The 19,761-nt window shown below is 63.5% G+C and carries 20 protein-coding genes; 8 read left to right on the top strand and 12 right to left on the bottom strand.

Going from position 1 to position 19,761, the window contains the following annotated elements; genetic code table 11:
* Positions 1–110 precede the first annotated feature (110 nt).
* Positions 111–1,508, top strand: a complete 1,398-nt coding sequence (locus tag RY1_RS23430) for an MFS transporter (RefSeq protein WP_072806460.1) — start codon at positions 111–113, stop codon at positions 1,506–1,508.
* Between the two features lie 69 nt (positions 1,509–1,577).
* Complete coding sequence (locus RY1_RS23425) at positions 1,578–2,390, top strand: acyl-CoA thioesterase (RefSeq protein ID WP_072806459.1); 813 nt, start codon at positions 1,578–1,580, stop codon at positions 2,388–2,390.
* A 9-nt stretch (positions 2,391–2,399) separates the two neighbouring features.
* On the opposite strand, the gene RY1_RS23420 is transcribed toward RY1_RS23425, so the two are convergent.
* Complete coding sequence (locus tag RY1_RS23420) at positions 2,400–3,995, bottom strand: ABC-F family ATP-binding cassette domain-containing protein (RefSeq protein ID WP_072806458.1); 1,596 nt, start codon at positions 3,993–3,995, stop codon at positions 2,400–2,402.
* A 188-nt stretch (positions 3,996–4,183) separates the two neighbouring features.
* Here RY1_RS23420 and RY1_RS23415 point away from each other — a divergent pair, with 188 nt between their 5' ends.
* Positions 4,184–4,615 carry a YciI family protein gene (locus RY1_RS23415; protein ID WP_072806533.1) on the top strand — a complete coding sequence of 144 codons (432 nt, stop codon included), beginning with the start codon at positions 4,184–4,186 and terminating at the stop codon, positions 4,613–4,615.
* Between the two features lie 3 nt (positions 4,616–4,618).
* Positions 4,619–5,866 (top strand): RNA polymerase sigma factor, encoded by a 1,248-nt coding sequence (locus RY1_RS23410; RefSeq protein WP_072806457.1) that lies wholly within the window; start codon positions 4,619–4,621, stop codon positions 5,864–5,866.
* Between the two features lie 60 nt (positions 5,867–5,926).
* Here the strand turns inward: RY1_RS23410 and aztD are convergent, their stop codons facing one another.
* From aztD to aztB, 4 genes are all read right to left on the bottom strand, one after another.
* Positions 5,927–7,144 carry a zinc metallochaperone AztD gene (aztD, locus tag RY1_RS23405; RefSeq protein WP_072806456.1) on the bottom strand — a complete coding sequence of 406 codons (1,218 nt, stop codon included), beginning with the start codon at positions 7,142–7,144 and terminating at the stop codon, positions 5,927–5,929.
* 100 nt (positions 7,145–7,244) lie between these two features.
* On the bottom strand, positions 7,245–8,126 hold the full coding sequence (locus RY1_RS23400) for a metal ABC transporter substrate-binding protein (RefSeq protein WP_072806455.1): 882 nt from the start codon (positions 8,124–8,126) through the stop codon (positions 7,245–7,247).
* Positions 8,123–9,316, bottom strand: coding sequence for a PQQ-binding-like beta-propeller repeat protein (locus RY1_RS23395; RefSeq protein WP_245819902.1), 1,194 nt, complete (start codon positions 9,314–9,316; stop codon positions 8,123–8,125). Before RY1_RS23395 ends, RY1_RS23400 begins: the two co-directional genes overlap by 4 nt.
* Before the next feature lie 467 nt (positions 9,317–9,783).
* Positions 9,784–10,659 carry a zinc ABC transporter permease AztB gene (gene aztB, locus RY1_RS23390; protein ID WP_072806454.1) on the bottom strand — a complete coding sequence of 292 codons (876 nt, stop codon included), beginning with the start codon at positions 10,657–10,659 and terminating at the stop codon, positions 9,784–9,786.
* 21 nt (positions 10,660–10,680) lie between these two features.
* Between aztB and aztA the strand changes: the two genes are divergently transcribed.
* Together aztA and RY1_RS23380 are read left to right on the top strand one after the other, a co-directional pair.
* Complete coding sequence (aztA, locus tag RY1_RS23385; protein WP_072806453.1) at positions 10,681–11,373, top strand: zinc ABC transporter ATP-binding protein AztA; 693 nt, start codon at positions 10,681–10,683, stop codon at positions 11,371–11,373.
* Positions 11,374–11,416: 43 nt separating this feature from the next.
* Positions 11,417–13,039: a long-chain fatty acid--CoA ligase gene (locus tag RY1_RS23380; RefSeq protein WP_072806452.1), complete on the top strand. Its 1,623-nt coding sequence runs from the start codon at positions 11,417–11,419 to the stop codon at positions 13,037–13,039.
* A gap of 65 nt (positions 13,040–13,104) precedes the next feature.
* Here the strand turns inward: RY1_RS23380 and RY1_RS23375 are convergent, their stop codons facing one another.
* From RY1_RS23375 to RY1_RS23365, 3 genes are read right to left on the bottom strand one after another with little or no spacing between them, the layout of a single operon-like run.
* The gene (locus tag RY1_RS23375) at positions 13,105–13,767 is read right to left on the bottom strand and encodes a SanA/YdcF family protein (protein WP_072806451.1); all 663 of its coding nucleotides are present in this window, start codon (positions 13,765–13,767) and stop codon (positions 13,105–13,107) included.
* Position 13,768: 1 nt separating this feature from the next.
* Positions 13,769–14,167, bottom strand: coding sequence for a PPOX class F420-dependent oxidoreductase (locus RY1_RS23370; RefSeq protein ID WP_072806450.1), 399 nt, complete (start codon positions 14,165–14,167; stop codon positions 13,769–13,771).
* 15 nt (positions 14,168–14,182) lie between these two features.
* Positions 14,183–15,547, bottom strand: a complete 1,365-nt coding sequence (locus RY1_RS23365; protein WP_072806449.1) for an NtaA/DmoA family FMN-dependent monooxygenase — start codon at positions 15,545–15,547, stop codon at positions 14,183–14,185.
* 180 nt (positions 15,548–15,727) lie between these two features.
* Here RY1_RS23365 and RY1_RS23360 point away from each other — a divergent pair, with 180 nt between their 5' ends.
* The gene (locus tag RY1_RS23360; RefSeq protein WP_072806448.1) at positions 15,728–16,486 is read left to right on the top strand and encodes an SDR family NAD(P)-dependent oxidoreductase; all 759 of its coding nucleotides are present in this window, start codon (positions 15,728–15,730) and stop codon (positions 16,484–16,486) included.
* A gap of 37 nt (positions 16,487–16,523) precedes the next feature.
* Positions 16,524–17,747 (top strand): acyl-CoA dehydrogenase family protein, encoded by a 1,224-nt coding sequence (locus tag RY1_RS23355; protein WP_072806447.1) that lies wholly within the window; start codon positions 16,524–16,526, stop codon positions 17,745–17,747.
* 38 nt (positions 17,748–17,785) lie between these two features.
* On the opposite strand, the gene RY1_RS23350 is transcribed toward RY1_RS23355, so the two are convergent.
* The 4 genes from RY1_RS23350 to RY1_RS23335 all read right to left on the bottom strand — a co-directional run bounded on the left by RY1_RS23350 (position 17,786) and on the right by RY1_RS23335 (position 19,757).
* A complete protein-coding gene (locus tag RY1_RS23350) occupies positions 17,786–18,166 on the bottom strand; it encodes a hypothetical protein (RefSeq protein ID WP_072806446.1) in 381 nt (126 codons plus the stop codon).
* 8 nt (positions 18,167–18,174) lie between these two features.
* Positions 18,175–18,708 carry a DUF3558 family protein gene (locus tag RY1_RS23345; RefSeq protein WP_169914814.1) on the bottom strand — a complete coding sequence of 178 codons (534 nt, stop codon included), beginning with the start codon at positions 18,706–18,708 and terminating at the stop codon, positions 18,175–18,177.
* Between the two features lie 72 nt (positions 18,709–18,780).
* Entirely contained in the window at positions 18,781–18,942 is a 162-nt protein-coding gene (locus RY1_RS23340; RefSeq protein ID WP_306305358.1) for a TerD family protein, read from the bottom strand.
* A 281-nt stretch (positions 18,943–19,223) separates the two neighbouring features.
* Positions 19,224–19,757 (bottom strand): DUF3558 family protein, encoded by a 534-nt coding sequence (locus tag RY1_RS23335; protein ID WP_169914812.1) that lies wholly within the window; start codon positions 19,755–19,757, stop codon positions 19,224–19,226.
* Positions 19,758–19,761 lie beyond the last annotated feature (4 nt).

Here is a 19,761-nt window from a genome sequence, read left to right as displayed (position 1 = left end):
GCTCCCCATCGCCCTGAGAGGTCAAGGCCCAGGATTCGGCCCATCGAGCACACGTCCGGGAGCACAATGGTCCACAGTGCAGATGACAGGAACACTCGTCTGGGGGCGAGATGACAGACAGACCCGGCTCGTCACGGCCGGCCGCCGCGGTTCGGCGGATGCTGATTCCGCTCGCTCTAGCGCAGTTCATCTGCAGCTTCGCGGGCTCGAACATGAATGTGATGATCACCGACATCAGCATCGACCTGGATACGACAGTGCAGGGAGTCCAGACCGTCATCACCGCGTTTCTGCTGGTGATGGCCGCGCTGATGATTCCGGGAGGCAAGCTGACCGACCTGTGGGGCCGCAAGCGATGCTTCGTTCTCGGCCTGGTGATCTACGGCATCGGCACGCTGGCGAGCGCCCTCGCGCCGAATCTCGGAATTCTCCTTCTCGGCAACTCGATCCTCCAGGGTGTCGGCACCGCGTTGCTCATCCCGCCGGTGTACATCCTCACCACCATGCTGTTCAGCGACATGACTTCGCGCGCCCGCGCCTTCGGATTGATCACCGGGATGGGTGGCATCGGCGCCGCCGCAGGCCCACTGATCGGCGGGCTGATCACAACTGCGATCGATTGGCGTGCAGCCTTCGTGTTCCAGACGCTGATCGTCGCTGCCATCGTGGTGCTCAGCAGACGGATCGAGGACCCGGTGCCGGCCGATCCCTCCATCCCGTTCGACTGGGTCGGCGCGTTGTTGTCCGCCGCGGGGCTCGTCTGCTTGGTCATGGGAATTCTGCAGGCGGACAACAACATCAAGACGACTGTGGTGCTGATCATCGGTGGAGCGATGTTTCTTGCCAGCTTCTTTCTGTACGCGCGCGCACGAGAGCACGGCGGCGACGAGCCCCTTCTCTCGGTCGGATTGTTCGCCGATCGCACGTCCAATCTCGCCTTGGTCACACAGAACATCCAGTGGCTGCTGCTGATGGGTGTCGCATTCGTGGTCTCGGCTTTCCTCCAGGTCGTGCGAGGCTACAACGCGATCCAGACCGGGGTGGTCTTCACTGCCGCCACCGCAGGGATTCTGGGGGCATCTCTGATCGCCGAGCGGTTGACCGCTCGCTTCGCCCAGCGTTCGTTGATCATGGCGGGGTTCGCCACCACGTTCGCCGGCATCGTGATCCTTCTCGTCCTGGTGCCGAAGTGGACGAGCGCGTGGGCATTCGTGCCAGGGTTGCTGCTCGTCGGTGTCGGTCTCGGCGCGATGCTGACTCCGTCGGTCAACGTCGTGCAATCGGCGTTCCCGGAAGACAAGCAGGGCGAAATCTCCGGATTGTCGCGGTGCGTATCGAACCTCGGCTCGTCCCTGGGTACTGCCGTTGCAGGCACCTTGCTCGTCGCCGGGTTGGCGACACCCGACCGCTCGTACGCGTTGGCGCTCACCGTTCTTGCTGTCATCGGCTTGATCGGGCTCGTGGCGGCCCTGTTTCTCCCCGAGGGAGACACGTCGTACGCACGGTGAACGAGTCCCTCGATCGGCCTCATATTATGATCCGCAGCATAGCTTTGGCCGGATACCGCGGGGAGAGACATGACCGAATCCACGACCACGACCCACCCGTTCGACGATGCACTCGAACTCGAACGTCTGAGCGCCGGAAGCTACGTGGGCCGGACGTCCGCGGCGTACAACAACATGGTCGGCCCGTTCGGCGGACTCACTGCCGCGACGCTCGTGCGCGCCGTCCAGCTTCACCCCGAGCGCCTCGGGGATCCGATCTCGCTGACGATCAATTTCGCCGGACCGGTGGCCGAGGGTGAATTCGAGGTCGTTGCCCGCCCGGTACGGACCAACCGCTCCAACCAGCACTGGTACCTCGAACTGAGCCAGAACGGCGAGATCGTCACCACAGCAACCGCACTGTTCGGCACGCGGCGTCGGACCTGGGACGACGACGAAGCATCACCCCCGGCGGTGCCGTCGCCCACCGATCTCGACGCCGGTGGTTTCCCCGAGTTCATCGCGTGGGCGCGCAATTACGACATGCGATTCGCCTCGGGCCAACTCAGCGAGACCGAATCACCGAATTCGGCTACGGCACTGTGGATTCGAGACACGCCCCCGCGTCCCCTCGACTTCGCGTCGTTGACGTCGATGTGCGACGCGTTCTACCCGCGCGTGTTCCAACGCCGCGGCAAGTACGTGCCCGCAGGGACCGTCACCATGACGATTCACTACTTCGCCACCGCCGACGACCTCGCGACCCAGTCCGAGGATTTCCTTCTCGGCACGGCGCAGGCCCGACGCTTTCACCGTGGTTACTTCGACCAGTCGGCGGAACTGTGGGGCACCGACGGAGTCTTGTTGGCCACGAGTCACCAGGTGGTCTATTACAAGGACTGACCGGACGCATCACGCCATCTGTACTCCGGCGATCTGCTCGACACCGCCCTTGCCGTCGAAGGACAGCTGCCGGAACGCGACCTTCTCGACGAAGAATCTGTCGTGGCTCACCAGAATCACCGCTCCGGGGAACGCCATGAGTGCACGTTCGAGGACCTGGGTGCTCTGCAGGTCGAGGTGGTTGGTCGGCTCGTCGAGCACGATGACGCCTGCACCGAACAACAGGCACTGCGCCAACGCAACTCGCGCCTTCTGTCCACCGGACAGCACGCCGATCTTCGTCTTGAGGTCCAGTTCGGAGAACTGGAGCAGGGTCAGGAAGCGGTTGACTTCCTTCTTCGTCGCCGTCAACGCAAGGCTGTCCGGCATGGCATTCACCGAATGGGTGACGGTATCGTCCGGATCGAGATCGGCGAGCACCTGGTTGTAGCAGATGAAGGACGGTGCCTTCGTCTTCCATTTGATTTTCCCGCTGTCCGGCTGTTCCGAGCCGGTGAGAATGTCGACCAACGTCGTCTTGCCGCAACCGTTGGGGCCGGTGATGGCGATCCGATCACCTCGATGGACCGTGAACGATACGTCGTCGAAAAGCTGTTGACTGCCATAGGATTTGGAGAGTCCGGAGATCTCGGCCAAGTTGTCGTGCACATGCAGGCCGCCGTAGATCGCCGTGACGACGGTGTCCACGGGCCGAGGGTTCTTCGCCTTCTTGATGTTCGCGAGCCGGCGCTTGAGAACTCCGCTCGGGTTCTTGATCGCTTCGGTGCGGTCGCTGATCGCCTCCTGCTCGTACGCCAGCAGCTGCTGCTCGTTGCTGAACTCGCGTTCGAGATTCTTGAGTCGAAACTGCTTCTGCTGCACGTAATCCGAGTAGCTGCCGTCGTACGTCTGAAGGTGGTGATTCTCGATCTCGACGATGCTGGTGACGACCTGCTCGAGAAACGCGCGATCGTGGGAGACGACGAGCAGGGCGCCGCGGAAGTCTCGCAGCCACCGCTCGAGCCAGGCGATGCCGGCGACGTCGAGGAAGTTCGTCGGCTCGTCGAGCAGCAGCACATCGGGAGCTTCGAGGAGAATCTTGGCCAGCGCCGCGCGGTTACGCCAACCACCGGACAATCGGTCCACCGGTAGCTCGCGTCGTTCGTCGTTGAAACCGAGCATCGAGAGCACGGTGTCGATCTGTTGGTGGTAGGTCCACCCCCCACTGTTCTCCATCGCATCGAGCAGTTCCGCCTGCCGATCGACGAGCTTGTACATCTGCTTCTCGTCGAGATCACCGCCGAGGGCCGCCTCGACCTCGGCGAGTTCGAGCTCGATCGCATGCACTGCCCCGAACAGCGATTCCAACTCTCCCTGGATACTGCGATCGCCGTCGAGCTCGGAGAACTGCGAGAAGTAACCGATCCGTGCGCCCTCGGTGACGTCGACGGTTCCTGTGTCCGGTGCCTCGCGCCCCAGCAACAGCTGCAGCAGCGTGGTCTTGCCGGTGCCGTTCCGGCCGATGAGACCGATGCGATCGCCGTCGGCGAGCCGGAAGAACACCTCCCGCAGCATCACCTTCCCGTCGTATCCCTTGGCGACGTCGTTCAAGCGGATCCAACTCAAGGAAATACTCCTGGGATGTGGTCGGGTGTGAACGTCCACTGTATGCGGCGCGGCCGCGCAGTGAAGACCGGTGGCATCGCCGGAGAGGTTCGGTAGATTTCTTTTCGCCGGGTGTCGATCCGCGCGAGGCCCGTTCGACGAGTATGCAGAGGGACGGACCAGGAAGTCCCGAGACGGAGGGAAACCCCATGAAGTACATGCTGATCATGCGCACCACCGACGAGGCCATCGAGGCATCGAAGGATCTGAACTTCGACGACATCATCGCCGCGATGGGCCAGTACAACGAAAGCCTCATCAAGGCAGGCGTTCTTCTCGCCGGCGACGGACTTGCCGGGCCGGAGGAAGGCTTCATCGTCGACTTCGACGCCGAGACCCCGATCGTGTCCGACGGCCCGTACGGGGAGACGAAGGAGCTGTTCTCCGGCTTCTGGATCATCCAGACGAAGTCGAAGGACGAGGCCGTGGAGTGGGCCAAGCGCTGCCCGCTCGGCCCGGGCACCAAGCTGGAGGTCCGGCGCGTCACCGAGCTGGAAGACTTCGATCAGAGCAACGAGTGGATCCAGAAGGAAGCGGGCTGGCGCGAGGACGCGGGCGCGGATCGCCCGGTCACCTCGTAGATCATGTCCGAGGACGTCCGACGGGCGGTCGATCTGGTGTGGCGGATGGAGTCCGCCAAGATCATCGCGACGATTGCCCGCACCGTCGGCGATCTCGATCTGGCCGAGGATCTGGCCAGTGGGGCATTGCTCGAAGCCGTCGCGCAGTGGCCCGATTCCGGCATACCCCGAAATCCTGCCGCATGGTTGACGTCGGTGGCACGCAAGCGTGCGATCGACGGCTGGCGTCGCAGCGAACGACTCGACGAGCGGTACGCGCACATCGCTCGTGACATGGCGTCGAACCCGTCGAACTTCGAGGACGAGAGCTGGGATCCCGACCATATCGACGACGACGTCCTACGGCTGATCTTCGTCGCGTGCCATCCGGTACTGAATCGACGAAGCCAGGTGGCGTTGACCCTTCGAGTGGTCGGCGGCCTGAGCAGTGAGCAGATTGCCGCGGCGTTCCTGACTCCGGTCGCCACCGTGCAACAACGTGTGGTGCGAGCGAAGAAGTCGCTCACGGCCGCACACGTGCCGTTCGTGGTTCCCGGACGCGAGGAGTTCGCGTCCCGGCTCGGCGGAGTGCTCAGCGTGCTGTATCTCATCTTCAACGAGGGATACTCGGCGAGTTCGGGCACTGAGTGGATGCGCGCAGATCTCAGCGCCGAAGCGCTGCGGCTCGGCAGAATCCTCGCCGAACTGGTCCCGCAGGAGCCCGAGGTGCACGGCCTCGTCGCGCTGATGGAGTTGAACGCGTCGAGATTCGGGGCCCGTACCGATGCGTCGGGTACTCCCATTCTGCTGCCGGAGCAGGACCGAACGCGGTGGGATCGTGGACAGATCACGCGCGGTCTCGCGGCCCTCGACCGCGCCGACCGGATCGGCCGAGGGCGAGGTCCGTACGGCCTGCAGGCGGCCATCGCCGAATGTCATGCCAGGGCAGCGGTGTTCGCCGATACGGACTGGAAGCGAATAGTGCTGCTGTACGAGGCTTTACAGGAGCTCGCACCGTCCGATGTGGTTGCACTCAACCATGCCGCGGCGGTATCGATGGCCTATGGTCCCGCCAAGGGCCTGGAGTTCGTGGACCGTCTGGTCGCCGCCGGAACACTGTCGAACTATCATCTGCTCCCCAGCGTGCGAGGAAACCTCCTTGCACAGCTCGGCCGCGTCGACGAGGCGCGAGCGGAGCTTCTCGACGCGGCACGATTGGCAGGTAACGAACGCGAGCGGGCATTCCTCGAGGCCAAGGCTGCCGCACTGTGAGAGCGCACGTGCACGCGCAGTGACAGCTGGACGTCACTGCGCGCGGACGGGCAGGCGCACCTACCCGGTGACGCCTGTGAGCTCGTTGGGCGTCTGCGGGAGTTCAGCGGACGCAGTCACCGCCCCGGTGGACAGATCGACAGCATGAATCTCGCGGGTAGCCGGTTCCGAGACGTACGCGGTGCCGTCCTGCACGAACAACGCCGGACGCGGCTCCTGCCACTCGACCGGCTCCTCCCACGCGCCGACGACGGGGATGGTCTGCGTGACGGCCTTGGTGTCGACGTCGATGACATGAAGTGCGCCATCGGTACCGAGCACGATGGCCTCACCATCGGGTCCCCGGCCGAGCGAACGGAAGGTGTAGCTGGTGCCGAGATCGACGAGTGAAAGTTGACCGGAGACCGTGTCGGTGAGCGACACACGCGTCGGACGCTCGAGTTCGGCGTCGGGATCGACTTTGTAGTCACCGAGGAGAATCGTCGAGTTCTCGTCGCCCGCCTGATTACCGATGCGCCCGTACGCATCCGGGCTCTGTACCTTGGTGATCGTACCGCCGCGATAGAGGAGAAGACCGTCCTGGCAACCGACGACCACCGTCTCGTTCGCAGCCACCGCTTCGCCGTGCACGCCCGGGCACTCCTCGTTTCGAACGATCTCGTTGCGTTCGGCGTCGAGCACGACGATACCGGTGCGCTCGTCCTCGTTGCCGATGGTCGTCAGCAGCGATCCATCGGAGAGTTCCACTGCGACACCGTGATGTGCTTCCGGCGTCGTATAGGTCTCGGTTTCCGGTGTGCTGCCGCCTAGAAGCGCGGCCGACTCGAAGATCTGAACCAGACCTGTCCCGTCGTCGAACAACACGGTCTTACCGTCGTGGCGGACTACATGACCGGGGGTGGTGGCGTCGAAGGCGATGTTCGTCAGAGCGGGAGTCGACGTGTAGTGCTCGGCACCCTCGGTCCAGGTTCCGACATCCAATGCCGTGAATGCCCCTGTACCGCTGACGAAGACGTGCCGCCCATCCCCTGCCGGGTTGAGGCGCGTGAAGCCCTTGATGCCGGAGATGTCGTCGACGGTGTCGAGAGTGTCGGCGTCGAGAATCAGGGCACCGCCGTCGTAACTGACGGCCAAGCGTGACGTTGCGGACGGATTGGTCTGCGCAGCTGCACCTTCGGCCTCGGCCTCGGTCTCGGCGGAGCATGAGGCCAGTAGTACAACCGAAGTGCCAAGCGCGAGAGCAGCGCCGAGCCTTCTGGACGATCGAATCGATTTCATGCACAAAGAAGTACAGGTAGCGGCAAACGTCTGTCAAAGCTTGTAGTGCGTACAAATGCATGTGAGACAGCGGATTTGGCGCTGTACGGCCTGTGGATGATCACCGCACCAAGCCCGCCGCAATGGCCTTCGAGTTGAACTCCATCATGTCCAGGTACGTCGAAGCCTCGGAATTCTCGTCACCGAGCGATTCGGTGAACAGTTTCACCACGTCGATGCTCACACCCGCTTCCGACGCCATGACCTGGGCCAAGCGGTCGGGTTGCGAGGAGTCGACGAAGATCGTTCGGACCCCCGCGTCCCGGACCGTGCTCGCCAGATCCGCGAGGTCCGAGGCACTGGGCGACGCCAACGTGGTCCCGCTCGGAATCACCGCACCGACCACCTCGAAGCCATAGCGGTCGGCGAGGTAGCCGAAGACGTGATGATTGGTCACCAACTTTCGATTCTCGATCGGCGCGAACCTCTCCCGCAGGCGCCCGTCGAGCGCAACGAGCTTCGAATCGTATTCGGCTGCAGCGGCATCCACATCCATCGAATCGAGTGCATTGCGGATCATCAGGGCCGCAGTGCGCATTCGTTGCGGATCCGTCCAGATGTGCGGATCGTCCGCACCGCTCGATTGCCCGCCCTCGTACCGAATCGGATCCACCCCGGGACCTATCTCGAGAATCTCGGTTCCGTTCGACCTAGCCGCCTCGATGGTCTTGGTCACACCCTCCTCCAGCCCGAGTCCGTTGGCGATCAACAGGTCGGCGGACTCGACTCGCGCCGCCTCGGAAGCCGAGATCTCGAACGAGTGCGGGTCGGAATTCGGCGGCATCAGGACCACGACGTCCGCCTTGTCGCCGACGATGTTCGACGCGATGTCGCCGAGGATGTTCGTCGTCACCACGATCGTGGGCTTGCCCGATGCGCCGGCGTCGGCGCATCCCGCAAGAACGGCCAGTAACGGAAGTATCAGCAGGACAGTTCTTTTCATGCTCCTACCACTGCTATCGACGCCGGGGAGAAGTCGAAGTCGAAGGTACGCGCGACGCGGCCACCGTCCCGGTAGTCGATCTCGGTGACCGTCTTCGCCGCCGGGTCGCTCACGTACGCGCGGGTACCGCCGACCACTATCGCGGGCACGACGTCATTACGTCCGTCGAGCACAGGCGTCGACGACAGTTCTGCTCCCGTCGCCGCGTCGAAGGTCCGAAAGGTTCCATCGGCCTGCACCGAGAACACCGTCTTGCCATCGCGGGAGACGCCCGAGGCCAACGATTCGTCAGCGGTGTTCGCGCGCACCCACTCCCCCGACCGGCTGTCGAGGACGAGCACACCGCGCTCGGTCGACGAGGCGACGAGAGCACCCTTGGGTGCCTGCTCGAAGGCCCACGCACGTTTACCGGGCGTCGGGTACGGCCAGATGGTCGTCGAAAAATTTTGTGCAGCATCTACTTTCAACACTCCGTCGCGGCAGGCGACGAGAAAGTAGTTCGAGAACACCGCTTCACCGTGCATCTCGGGGCACTGCACGTCGAGAGCGCGAACGAGTTCTCCTGCGCCGTCACGTAGTTCGAGTCCGTCGGGCAGACCCTCCTCAGTACCACCGGTGGATACGACGAAGTGATCCGACAACGGCACTGCAATCCCGTGGTGCGGATCGGCGTCGAACGTGGTGGCAATCGCGGACTCACCCTTGCTCAGCGAATCGAAGTCGACAACATCGACGGTACCTGTGCCATCGAAGAACACGGCCACTTTCCGGTCACCTGCGATGACGTGAGCAGGCTCGTCGCCGTCGAGTGTCCCGATCGCGACAGGATCCTTGACATAGGAGTGGGAGTGGTCACCGTGGTCGATGGTCCAGGACCCAGGATCGACGACATGCGCCTGGTGGGCGCCCGTGGCTATGACGTATCGGCCGTTGATCGTCGTGATGCGCGACGCCTCGTCGAACTCGAACGATGCCAGCGTTCCCTCCGTCGCGAGATCGAGGACCTCGATGCGGCCGGAGTCTGCGTCGGCGACGACAAGCCGGGGCTCAGGCCCTTCGACCTCGGTGGATCCGTCCTCGGCAGCCAGGTCACTACCGGGCCTGGCGGTACCCGAGCCCTCGACCACCGGGCCGTCAGCGGTCTCCGCGCTGCTACACCCTGCGACCACCAGGGCAATCACACCGACCACCAGAACACTCTTGCACGCGAACACGAAACTCCACTCTCAAATGACAACGATTGTCGTTCACATTAGCCTATGGTCGAGTGGGTGTGGGTTCGCTGGGGTGGGTGGGGTGACCGAATGTCACATTCGGTCACCTTTCGCTGAGCGAATGTCACATTCAGTCACTTCACGGTGAGCGAGGGCGACATTCAGTCACTCAGAGTGAGCGAAGACGACATTCAGTCACCTTTCGCTGAGCGAAGGCGACATTCGGTCACCTTTCGCTGAGCGAATGTCACATTCAGTCACTTCACGGTGAGCGAATGTCACATTCAGTCACTTCACGGTGAGCGAATGTCACATTCAGTCACTTCACGGTGAGCGAAGGCGACATCCAGTAACTTCACGGTGAGCGAAGGCGACATTCGGTCACCTTTCGCTGAGCGAATGTCACATTCGGTCACCCCAGAGTGAGCGAAGGCGACATTCGGTCACCCCAGAGTGAGCGAAGGCGACATTCGCTCACCCCGAACACCCCGAACCCCGCGAACCCACCTGCCGCACAGGGATTTCACGCCCGCGACGACGAAGAACTGAAGGACCGCGAGCCCGGCGATGGTGGCACCGGCGGCGGTGTTTGCATGCCAGGACACGAGGAGACCGACGACGGTTGCCGACCAACCACATGCCGTGGCGATGATCATCGAGACCACGATCGATCGGCCGAACAGATAGGCCGTGGCCGATGGCGCGACGAGCAGTCCGAACACCAGCAGTGTCCCGACGATCCGGAACGACGCCACGACCGCGAGGACCACCAGGGCCAACAGCACCACGTGCGCGAGTCGCGGTCGAAAACCGAAGGTGTGGGCCTTGCGTTCGTCGAAGATCAATGCGACGAACGGACGGTACGCGAGCACCGACACCACGAGCGAGAGCACAGTCGCCACACCGAGAAACACCAGGTCCGAGTACGTCGCGGACAATACGTCTCCGAACAGAAATGCCGTCAGATCGACGGCGAACGAGCGTGCCCGTGAGACGATCACGACGCCGAGTGCGAGCATGCCGACGAACAGCAAACCGATGCCGGTGTCCTCCGACAATCGAGAGTGTCGCGATACCCAGGCCACTCCCCCGATCATGATCACCGCGCTGACGGCCGCGCCGATGAGCAGGTTGACGCTCGTCAGGTAGGCGATCGCGACTCCGGGGAGCATGCCGTGAGAGATGGCGTCGCTCAGAAATGCCATGCCGCGCAGCACCACCCATGTTCCGACGAGGGCGCACAGTATCGATACGAGCATGCCCGCCCACAGGGCGCGTTGCACGAACGATACGGCGAAGGGGTCGAGTAGCCAGTCCACAGCTGAGAACCCTATGCGATAATGATTGTCGTGAGCGAATCGGTGATCGTCAAGTCCTTGTCCGTCCGGTACGGATCGACCGTCGCACTCCACGAAGTATCGGCGCACTTCGAGCCCGGCACCGTCACAGCGCTCGTCGGGCACAACGGTTCGGGAAAATCCACACTGCTGCAAGCACTTGCAGGCGTCGTCGAACCCAGCTCGGGTGCACTCGACACGCATGCCCGACGCGTCAGTTACGTCCCGCAGCGCAGTGATGTCAATGCTCGCATGACGCTGACCGTCGGCGAGGTCGTCGCGATGGGCACCTGGCCCAGGCGCGGGATCCTCGGCCGCGCCACGCGGGAGGACCGCGGCGCCATCGCCGATGCGATCGACCGCATGCAGCTCACCGAGCTGACCTCCCGAAAACTGTCCGCACTGTCCGGTGGCCAACGTCAGCGTGCCCTATTGGCCCAAGCGCTCGTCGAGAACGGTGATCTGGTTCTGCTCGACGAGCCCACCACCGGCCTCGACGCCGAAGCGCGCGCGATCATCGGCACGGTCGTCGACGAGGAGGCAGCCCGTGGAGCCGTCGTCGTGCTCGCCACGCATGACGCCGACGACGCACGCAGGGCGCATTCGACCATCACCCTCGGGCGCGGCGAGATCATGACGGTTCACCGTGCAATGCCGCTCCCGGATCCGACCGACTGGGTACAGTCGCCGCTGTGACGTGCGGCACAGGTCGCGTCGAGATTCGAGGAGTGGGACGTTCATGAAGAGCACCATGCAGGACACCCCGTTGTCGATCGGCCAGCTCGTTCGGTTCGGGACCACGATTCACCCCACTGCCGAGGTCATCACATGGGGACAGTCCGGTCCCTCGACCGTCACTTTCGCCGACTTGGGGAGACGAGCGGCCCAACTCGCGCACGGACTTCGATCCCTCGGTATCGACGGTGATCAACGAGTTGCCACGTTCATGTGGAACAACGCCGCGCACATGGAGGCCTACATGGCAGTGCCGGCCATGGGAGCTGTGCTGCACACCCTCAACATCAGGCTGTTCCCCGAGCAACTCACCTACATCGCCGAGCATGCCGAGGATCGGGTGATCCTCGCCGACGCGAGCCTGCTGCCCCTGCTCGCACCGCTGCTTCCTGCGATGACCACGGTGCGTCACCTGGTGGTGGTCGGCGCGCATCCGTCGGACGTGCAGGCACCGGCAGGCATCGAGGTGCACGACTACGAGGAGCTGCTGGCGGGCAAGCCGCAGGAGTTCGACTGGCCCGAGCTCGACGAACGATCAGCCGCCGCAATGTGTTACACGTCCGGCACGACGGGCGACCCGAAAGGCGTCGTGTACTCGCATCGTTCGATCTGGTTGCACTCGATGCAGGCGTGCATGACGGACGCCATGGCGCTGGCTCAGTCGGACACGGTCCTCGCGATCGTTCCGATGTTCCACGCTATGTCGTGGGGTCTGCCGTATGCGGCGCTGATGGTCGGCGCGTCGCTGATCATGCCGGACAGGTATCTTCAGCCTGCACCTCTTGCCGAGATGATCGCGACGCTGCGCCCCACGGCCGCCGCGGCAGTGCCGACGATCTGGCAGGCCCTGCACGCGCATCTCGCCGAGCATCCGGTGGATCTGTCGTGTCTACGCGATGTGCTGGTCGGGGGAAGCGCCTGTCCGCCGAGTCTGATGCGCGCATTCCACAACGACTACGGCGTCCACATCTCCCAGGCGTGGGGAATGACCGAGACCTCGCCGCTGGGCACCTCGGGTCGTCCGGACGTCGGACTTTCAGCCGAGGAGGAGTTCGATCTTCGGTGCACGCAGGGCCGGTTCGTCGCCGGGGTTCGGGCCCGACTCGTCGACGACGACGGCAAGGAGTTGCCCTGGGACGGGGAGCACGTCGGTGAGGTCGAGGTTCGCGGTCCATGGATCACCGGTAGCTATTACCGCAACGATGCACCGGACAAGTTCGACGACGGGTGGCTCAGGACCGGCGATGTGGGCACCATCTCGTCCGGCGGGTATCTGCGGCTGACCGATCGCGCGAAGGACATCATCAAGTCCGGCGGCGAATGGATTTCGTCGGTGGAACTGGAGAACCACATGATGGAGCATCCTGCTGTCCGTGAGGCAGCGGTCATCGGTGTTCCCGATGCGAAGTGGGACGAACGGCCGCTGGTCGCCGTGGTCGTCCGCGACGGCGCCACGGTGTCCGCTGCTGAGCTACGCGGCTTCCTCGAGCCCCGAATCGCGCACTGGCAGCTACCCGAACGATGGACGTTCATCGACGAGGTGCCCAAGACCAGCGTCGGCAAGTACGACAAGAAACGCCTGCGCAGCTCGCATGCCGCCGGCGAATTGGACGTCGTCGAGTTGTGATGCGGCTGCGCCGCCCGCGCGCGAGCAGATACGTTCCTGTGCCACCTCGCGCGCACCGGGCGCCATCACCCGCCCTCGGTGGCAGCAGTGAGCGCGCCGTCCACCTCGCTGACGACAGCAGGTGGCCGCCCCGACATCAGGTCCAGTACCGCTTTGGGCCGGGCCAACCACTCCCGACCGAAGTTCCGCACCACGGCCAACCAGTTGCATTCGCATTCGGCGTCCACACCGTGGGCGTCGATGCCTGCGTCGCGGCACAGAGCAACCGCCCGCGACACGTGCAATCCCTGACTCACCACGAGCGCCTTGGTGACCCCGAACGTGGTCGCCGCCCGGGCGCACGTGTCGTAGGTGTCGAGTCCGTAGTCGTCGCCGACGATCCTGCTTCGGTCGATGCCTGCGTCGACCAGGTAGTCGGTCATCGCGGCAATTTCGTTGCCGGAGTTGCCGTTCGCGTCCCCGGACACCAGAATCGCATGCGCGCGACCGGATTCGATCAGTGCGATCGCGGCATCCAGCCGTCCGGAGAGAAATTTCATCGGCTTGCCCTCGCGCACCTGCGATCCGAGCACGACGACGACCGGCGCTTCGGGTGCGTCTGCGACGTCGTGTACGCGGCCGTAGGACATTGCCGCAATCCAGGCCGCAGATCCGAGCACGACTGCGAGTACGACACCGAGAAGGGCACCGACCACACGGAAGAACGTGCGACGTCGGGTGTGCTTCACGCTAGATGCCGGCGAGCCGCAGAATCACCCGTGGCTTCTTGCGCCGCGCGAGCAGCAGTTCGACGAACATGACGACTCGGAACTCGGCGCCGTACTTCTTCTTGATCACACCGGTAGCGCGGGCCGCGGAGTCGCCGGCGTCGATGCTCGCCCGAGCCGATACCACCGGTGCACCGTCGGGCACCTGCCCTCGCCTCGAGCACGGCCGGAGCTCGACGCGGCTCGAATTGCGGATGCGCTTGACCTTCCCGCTCTCGGTCGGAGTGATCACAACGAGATCCTCGCCGTCGCGCGCAATCCACACGGGTGTCGAAACCGGCTCGCCCGATCGGCGGAAAGTGGTGAGCGAGACGAAAGCCTCGTCGCCCAGCCGTTGCAGCGCTGTATCCGATCGTGTCATGCCATCAAACGTACGTCACGCGAGCAGGCGGTCACTGCGGTCGGCGTCGTCACCGAGGCCTGGGGTGTTGGTTCCGAGCCGCCGACGCAATGTCGTCGGCTGATCGGATCCGGCCTCTCGGAAGATTCCGCGGTCTCGGAGCAGCGGGATCAAGTCGTGTTGAATTCGGTCGAAGCTCGACCCACCGAGCAGGATGAAGCCGTCCGACGCTTTCTCCTCGATCCACGTCTCGATGATCCGTGCTGCCGACTCCGCGGTTCCGACGATCTGAAAATGCCCGAACGACGTCGCCTGTCGCAGCAGGAAGTCCCGAACGGTGGCGTACTCACCCGATACCACCCAGTCCCGGTAGATCAGGGCCCGGCTGATGCGTCGACCGTTCTTCTCGATCTCGGCCTGAGTCGGAAACCGTTCCGGCGGAATGAGATCGTCGAGGCCGAGATCGGACAGATCGAGATCCGGCACCTCGTAGCGGATCGCCTCGCGTGCCCGGTCGAGATCGAGATCGGTCAGTTCGCCGCGATACTGCTCGCGCGCATGCTCTTCGGTGTCACCGAGGTAGATGCGTATGCCGGGGAGCACCTTTAGATCGTCGGCGTTGCGGCCGTTGGCGACGACGGCAGCTTTGAGCTGCTGGTAGTACGCACGTCCGGCGCCGATGTCGGGTGTCGCGACGAACACGACCTCGGCCGACTCGGCGGCGAATTCGATACCGATGTCGGATGCACCCGCCTGCGCCAACACCGGGAAGGTCTGCGGCGAAGGTGGCAGGTCGAGCGCTTGGTGCACCGAGAAGAACTCACCGCGCCACTCGATGTCGACGACTTTGTCGATGTCGACGTTGATCTCCGCTTCGCGATCCTTGACGATCGCATCCGGCTTCCACGAATGCCACAGCGCCCTGGTGACATTCAGGAATTCACGCGCTCGCCGATAGCGGTCCTGCGGGGGCGGGATCCTGTCGTAGCCGTAGTTGGTCTCCCCGTTGAAGGAGGTGACGACGTTCCACCCTGCTCGCCCGTCGGACAGGCGGTCCAACGAGGTCAATTCCCTTGCCACCGTGTACGGCTCACTGAACTGCGTGGACAGCGTGATGACCAATCCGATGCGTTCGGTGTGCGCGGCCAGGAACGCGGCCTGTGTCACCGGTTCGAACGACCGAGATCCGCGGTACTTGATCTGCGTCCGATTCAACCCGGCGAAGTCGGCGATGAAGATGGCGTCGAACCCGATGTGCTCCAGCTCCCGCGCGAATGCCGCCTTGTTACTTCTCTGCTCGCCGGTGTCGGAGACGTACCCGTCCTGTTTCCATCGTGGGAAACGGTCCGCGAAGTAGAACTCGGACGAGACGAAGAAGACGGACGGATCGGGACGGGGCATTCGGTTCCTGGTTCTGTGCGCAATCGGGTGACTGCCACACGGTAGAACCATTCTCGTCCTCCGCGAAGGGTTGCGATCACGGTGATGCGAACACCTCGCGCACTACCGGTAGCGGACCGGGAATAATTCTCGTCGATCGTAAACATTGCGAGTGACCCTGATACGGATCACGATTGGCGTATGACTCTCGAACTGGACGGCAAGCGCGCGATCGTCACCGGTGGTGGCACGGGTATCGGCTACGCGATCGCACTGGAGCTCGCGCGCAACGGCGTATCCGTTGCCATCACATCGCGTCGACAGGACGTGCTCGAGGCCGCGGCCGAGCGCATCTCCGCGGACTCCGGTAGCAAGGTCCTCGCCGTCACCGCCGACACCGGGGACGACGCATCCGTGCAGTCGCTCGTCGAACGGGTGGTGGCGGAGTTCGGTGGCATCGACATTCTCGTCAACAACGCAGCCGAGCAACCGGCACAGCACGGATCCAGTTATCTCGACGCCGACGACGACTGGTTCCAGCGGCAGATCAACGTCAAGGTCATCGGATATCTACGCACCATCCGGGCGGTTGCACCGCATCTCATCGAGAACAAGTGGGGACGCATCGTCAACATCGGTGGCACCGCATCGCGTCGGACGGCATCGGTCATCGGTTCGGTACGCAATGCGTCGGTCACGGCACTGACCAAGAACATCGCCGACGAGCTCGGCCCACACGGCATCAACGTCACCGTCGTCAATCCCGGCCCGACGCGCACCGAGCGCTACATCGAGCTCGAGAAGCGCGGCGACGTCACGCCGTCGAACATCCTGGGGCGGGTCATCGAACCCGAGGAGGTGGCGTGGGTCGTCGCATTCCTGGCGTCACCTCGCAGTGTGGCGATCACCGGTGACGGGATCTTCGCAGGCGGCGGCGTGCCCGACTCGATCTACTACTGACCACTACCTTTCGCACGCGAGCCAAGGAGCTTGTCGCATGACTGCACTTCTGCCCGGCGCCGGGATCGATTCGAGCTTCGATGGCCCTGTCTCTGCTGGATCACCCGAATTGGCAGCGCTTCTCGCGCATATCGATGCCGGGGTGATCGACCGGGACGACGCACACCGGCATCCGTTTCAGGAGTTCGAGGCTGTGCGGAGCTCACGCCTCGGTGCGCTACGGCTGCCCGGCGGAAGGGGCGGTGGGGCAACCCTGACCGAGCTGTTCGAGGTAGTCATCGACATCGGGGAGGTGGATCCCAATGTCGCGCACAGTCTTCGGAACCATTTCAGCTTTGTCGAGACACTGCTGAAGCGACACATCGACGCCGACGAGCAGTGGTTTGCGCATATCGAGGCCGGGCAGCTGTTCGGATTGGCGTCGACCGAACTGAACCGCGCGTTCGCCGGTGGCCGTGACCAGCCGTACGAGACAGCGATCACCGACGGTCCCGAGGGTTTGCGTTTGAACGGAACCAAGTTCTACAGCACCGGGAATCTGTATGCGGACTTCCTACTCGTGCGAGCGCAGGGGCCCGGCAGCGGATCGGTCCGCGTCATCGTTCCCGCGGACCGCGACGGGGTGTCCATCGAGCACGACTGGGACGGCATCGGTCAACGCTTCACCGGAAGTGGCACAACCCGGTTCGACAATGTGGCGGTCGAGCTCCCGGAGTTCTTCGGCACTGGCGCCTACGGCGAGACCTCCTATGCTGCAACATTTCCGCAGCTCTACCTCACGGCCGTGATCGCCGGAATTCTGCGGCGCGTCACCCGCGATGCCGCCGAACTGGTCCGAACCAAACAGCGCACGTTCTACCACGCTGCGTCGGAATCGCCGGTGGAGGATCCGATTCTGCAACAATCGGTCGGACTGCTCGCCAGCCAGGCGTACGCGGCCGAGGCTCTGGTCCTGCATGCCGCAGATGCATTGGCCGACGCCTACGCCGCGCACGGCACCGACCGAGAGCTCGAGCTGTCGCAGCGCGCCGCGCTACGTGCGGCGAAGGCAAAGGTAGTCGTCGACGAGATCGCGTTGAAGGCGGCAAGTGATCTCTTCGACGTCGGAGGCGGTACTGCGGCCCGGCAGAGCTCTCACCTCGATCGGCACTGGCGCAACATCCGCACCCTGGCCGCACACAACCCGCGGACGTACAAGGCCAAGGCCATCGGCGCCTACGAGATCAGCGGGGAGGCACTGCCGAACGGCGCGTTCTTCTGAAGGCTCGTCCGTTCGCCGCCGAACGACCTCGGGGGCGCCTAGTTCGGCCCATTCTGTCCAATTGCCGCAGCATTCTCCTGGTCGTCGGCCACTGTCGTCTCGAAGAACTTGTCGAACACGACCTGCATCTTCCGGACCACATCGATGCGGCTCTGCAGCACGTCGACAAGGTTGTTCGGACCTCCAGCAGCTTTGGCCGAGAAAATCTCCCGAAGAGCCTTGCCGGACTCGAACTCGCCGAGGCCGTTCGCGGTAGTCAACAGTTTGGCCGCGTCCTGATGGGCGATGAGCTTGTCGATGTAGGTGTCGCAAGCACGACTGCACGCTGCGGCAGCTTCGGAGTTCAAGAACAAATGCCCTTGGTCGGCGGCCTGCGCAAGTGACTGCCAATATGTCGTCGGATTCTCGGGCTCGCTCATCGTCTCTCCTACCTCTCGGATGGTGGTAGCAGCGGCTCCAAGTCGATTGCGTGGGCCTGCGCCAACTCGCACGGATCCGAGGCGGGGTCGGTCCCTCCCACAAAATCGACGGTGAAGACAACAATGCCGCCCGTGACCTCGGTTGCAACATTGCAGTCTGTTACCGCCCGCGAGACGCTGGTTTCGTATTGATACGCATCACGCCCTCCGATCGTCGAATCGACTGCGTGCAGGTTGGAGTCGTCCTGTCGAAGCGTCGCCAGAGTGTGCACGTCCGACGACAGGACATTCAAAAAGTAGGACTGATCCTCCGGCGTCGCTCGAAATTTGCACAGAGACCAATCATCGACCACGATCCCCGACGGCCAACCAATTTGCCGGTACGTGGGATCGAGGCCCGTCGCCTCGATTGCCTCGGCACTGATGCTGCAGGGGTCCCATCGTGGTGGTGCAGGTGTTGCGACTCCGATCTCGTCGCCTGATCCGCTGCACCCTCCGAGAAGAGCGGTACCGACGATCACGACCGCCACACTCGTGCGCACACATCCCCCTCGGTAGCGTCCTTCGATGGATTGGACGCACCAGAGTACGATCCGGTTCCCCGGATCGCCTGACTATTCGTCGACCTCGACGCCGTAGCGCTCTGCCAGCTCCACCAAACCGTCGTCGTAACCTTGCCCGACCGCGCGGAAACGCCGCCCACTCCCCCTGCGGTAGATCTCCACCAGGATCACCGAACGCCCCACGGTCGCTGCGTCCAGTACAGCCGTCGCCACTGACGACTCGACGCCGCCGAGCCACAGGGCCGCAGCCCGTCCGATATCAGCGGGGAGGCACCGCCGGGACGGCGCGTTCTTCTGAAGGCTCGTCCGTTCACATCGGTGAGCTCCTGCGCGCGTGTTTGATGAACCAACGGTCCGGCGACGAACTGCTCACACGCTTGGATACAAGCAGCCGCTGCGCCAGGCTCGAAAAAAAATCAGCCCTGGTCTGCAGCAAGCGCGAGAGCCTGCCAGTAACCGATCGAGCTCTCAGAATCGGACATGAAGTGGATTCCTTACTTCTCGACCGGTGGTAACAGAAGAACCAGATCCGCTGTATGCGAGATCACGATGTCGCATGGATCCCCGGCTATCGCATCGGTTCCCATGGAGTTCACCGTGAAGACAACCACTCCCGATGCCGCACTCACGGCGACGTTGCAGTCCGTGATGGACCGAGACTTGGCGGTGTTGAACTGGTACGCATTTCGGCCGCCGACCTGCAATTCGACGGCTGCGAGATTGGATTGATTTTCGCGAGCATCCTCGATCGTATGTATATCGGAGGACTTGACGTTGAGAAAGTACGACGGTTTCGCATCGGGCCCACGGAAGATGCACAACGACCAATCGGGAACTGTGATGCCTTCACCCCAACCAATTTGCCTGTACGTGGGATCGAGGCCCGTCGCCTCGATTGCCTCGGCACTGATGCTGCAGGGGTCCCATCGTGGTGGTGCAGGTGTTGCGACTCCGATCTCGTCGCCTGATCCGCTGCACCCTCCGAGAAGAGCGGTACCGACGATCACAACCGTCACACTCGTGCGCACACAT

This window comes from Rhodococcus yunnanensis NBRC 103083 (assembly GCF_001895005.1).
GTDB classification, from domain to species: domain Bacteria; phylum Actinomycetota; class Actinomycetes; order Mycobacteriales; family Mycobacteriaceae; genus Rhodococcoides; species Rhodococcoides yunnanense.
Note: the sequence above shows the minus strand (reverse complement) of the source record. Positions and strands in the feature narration are given on the sequence as shown.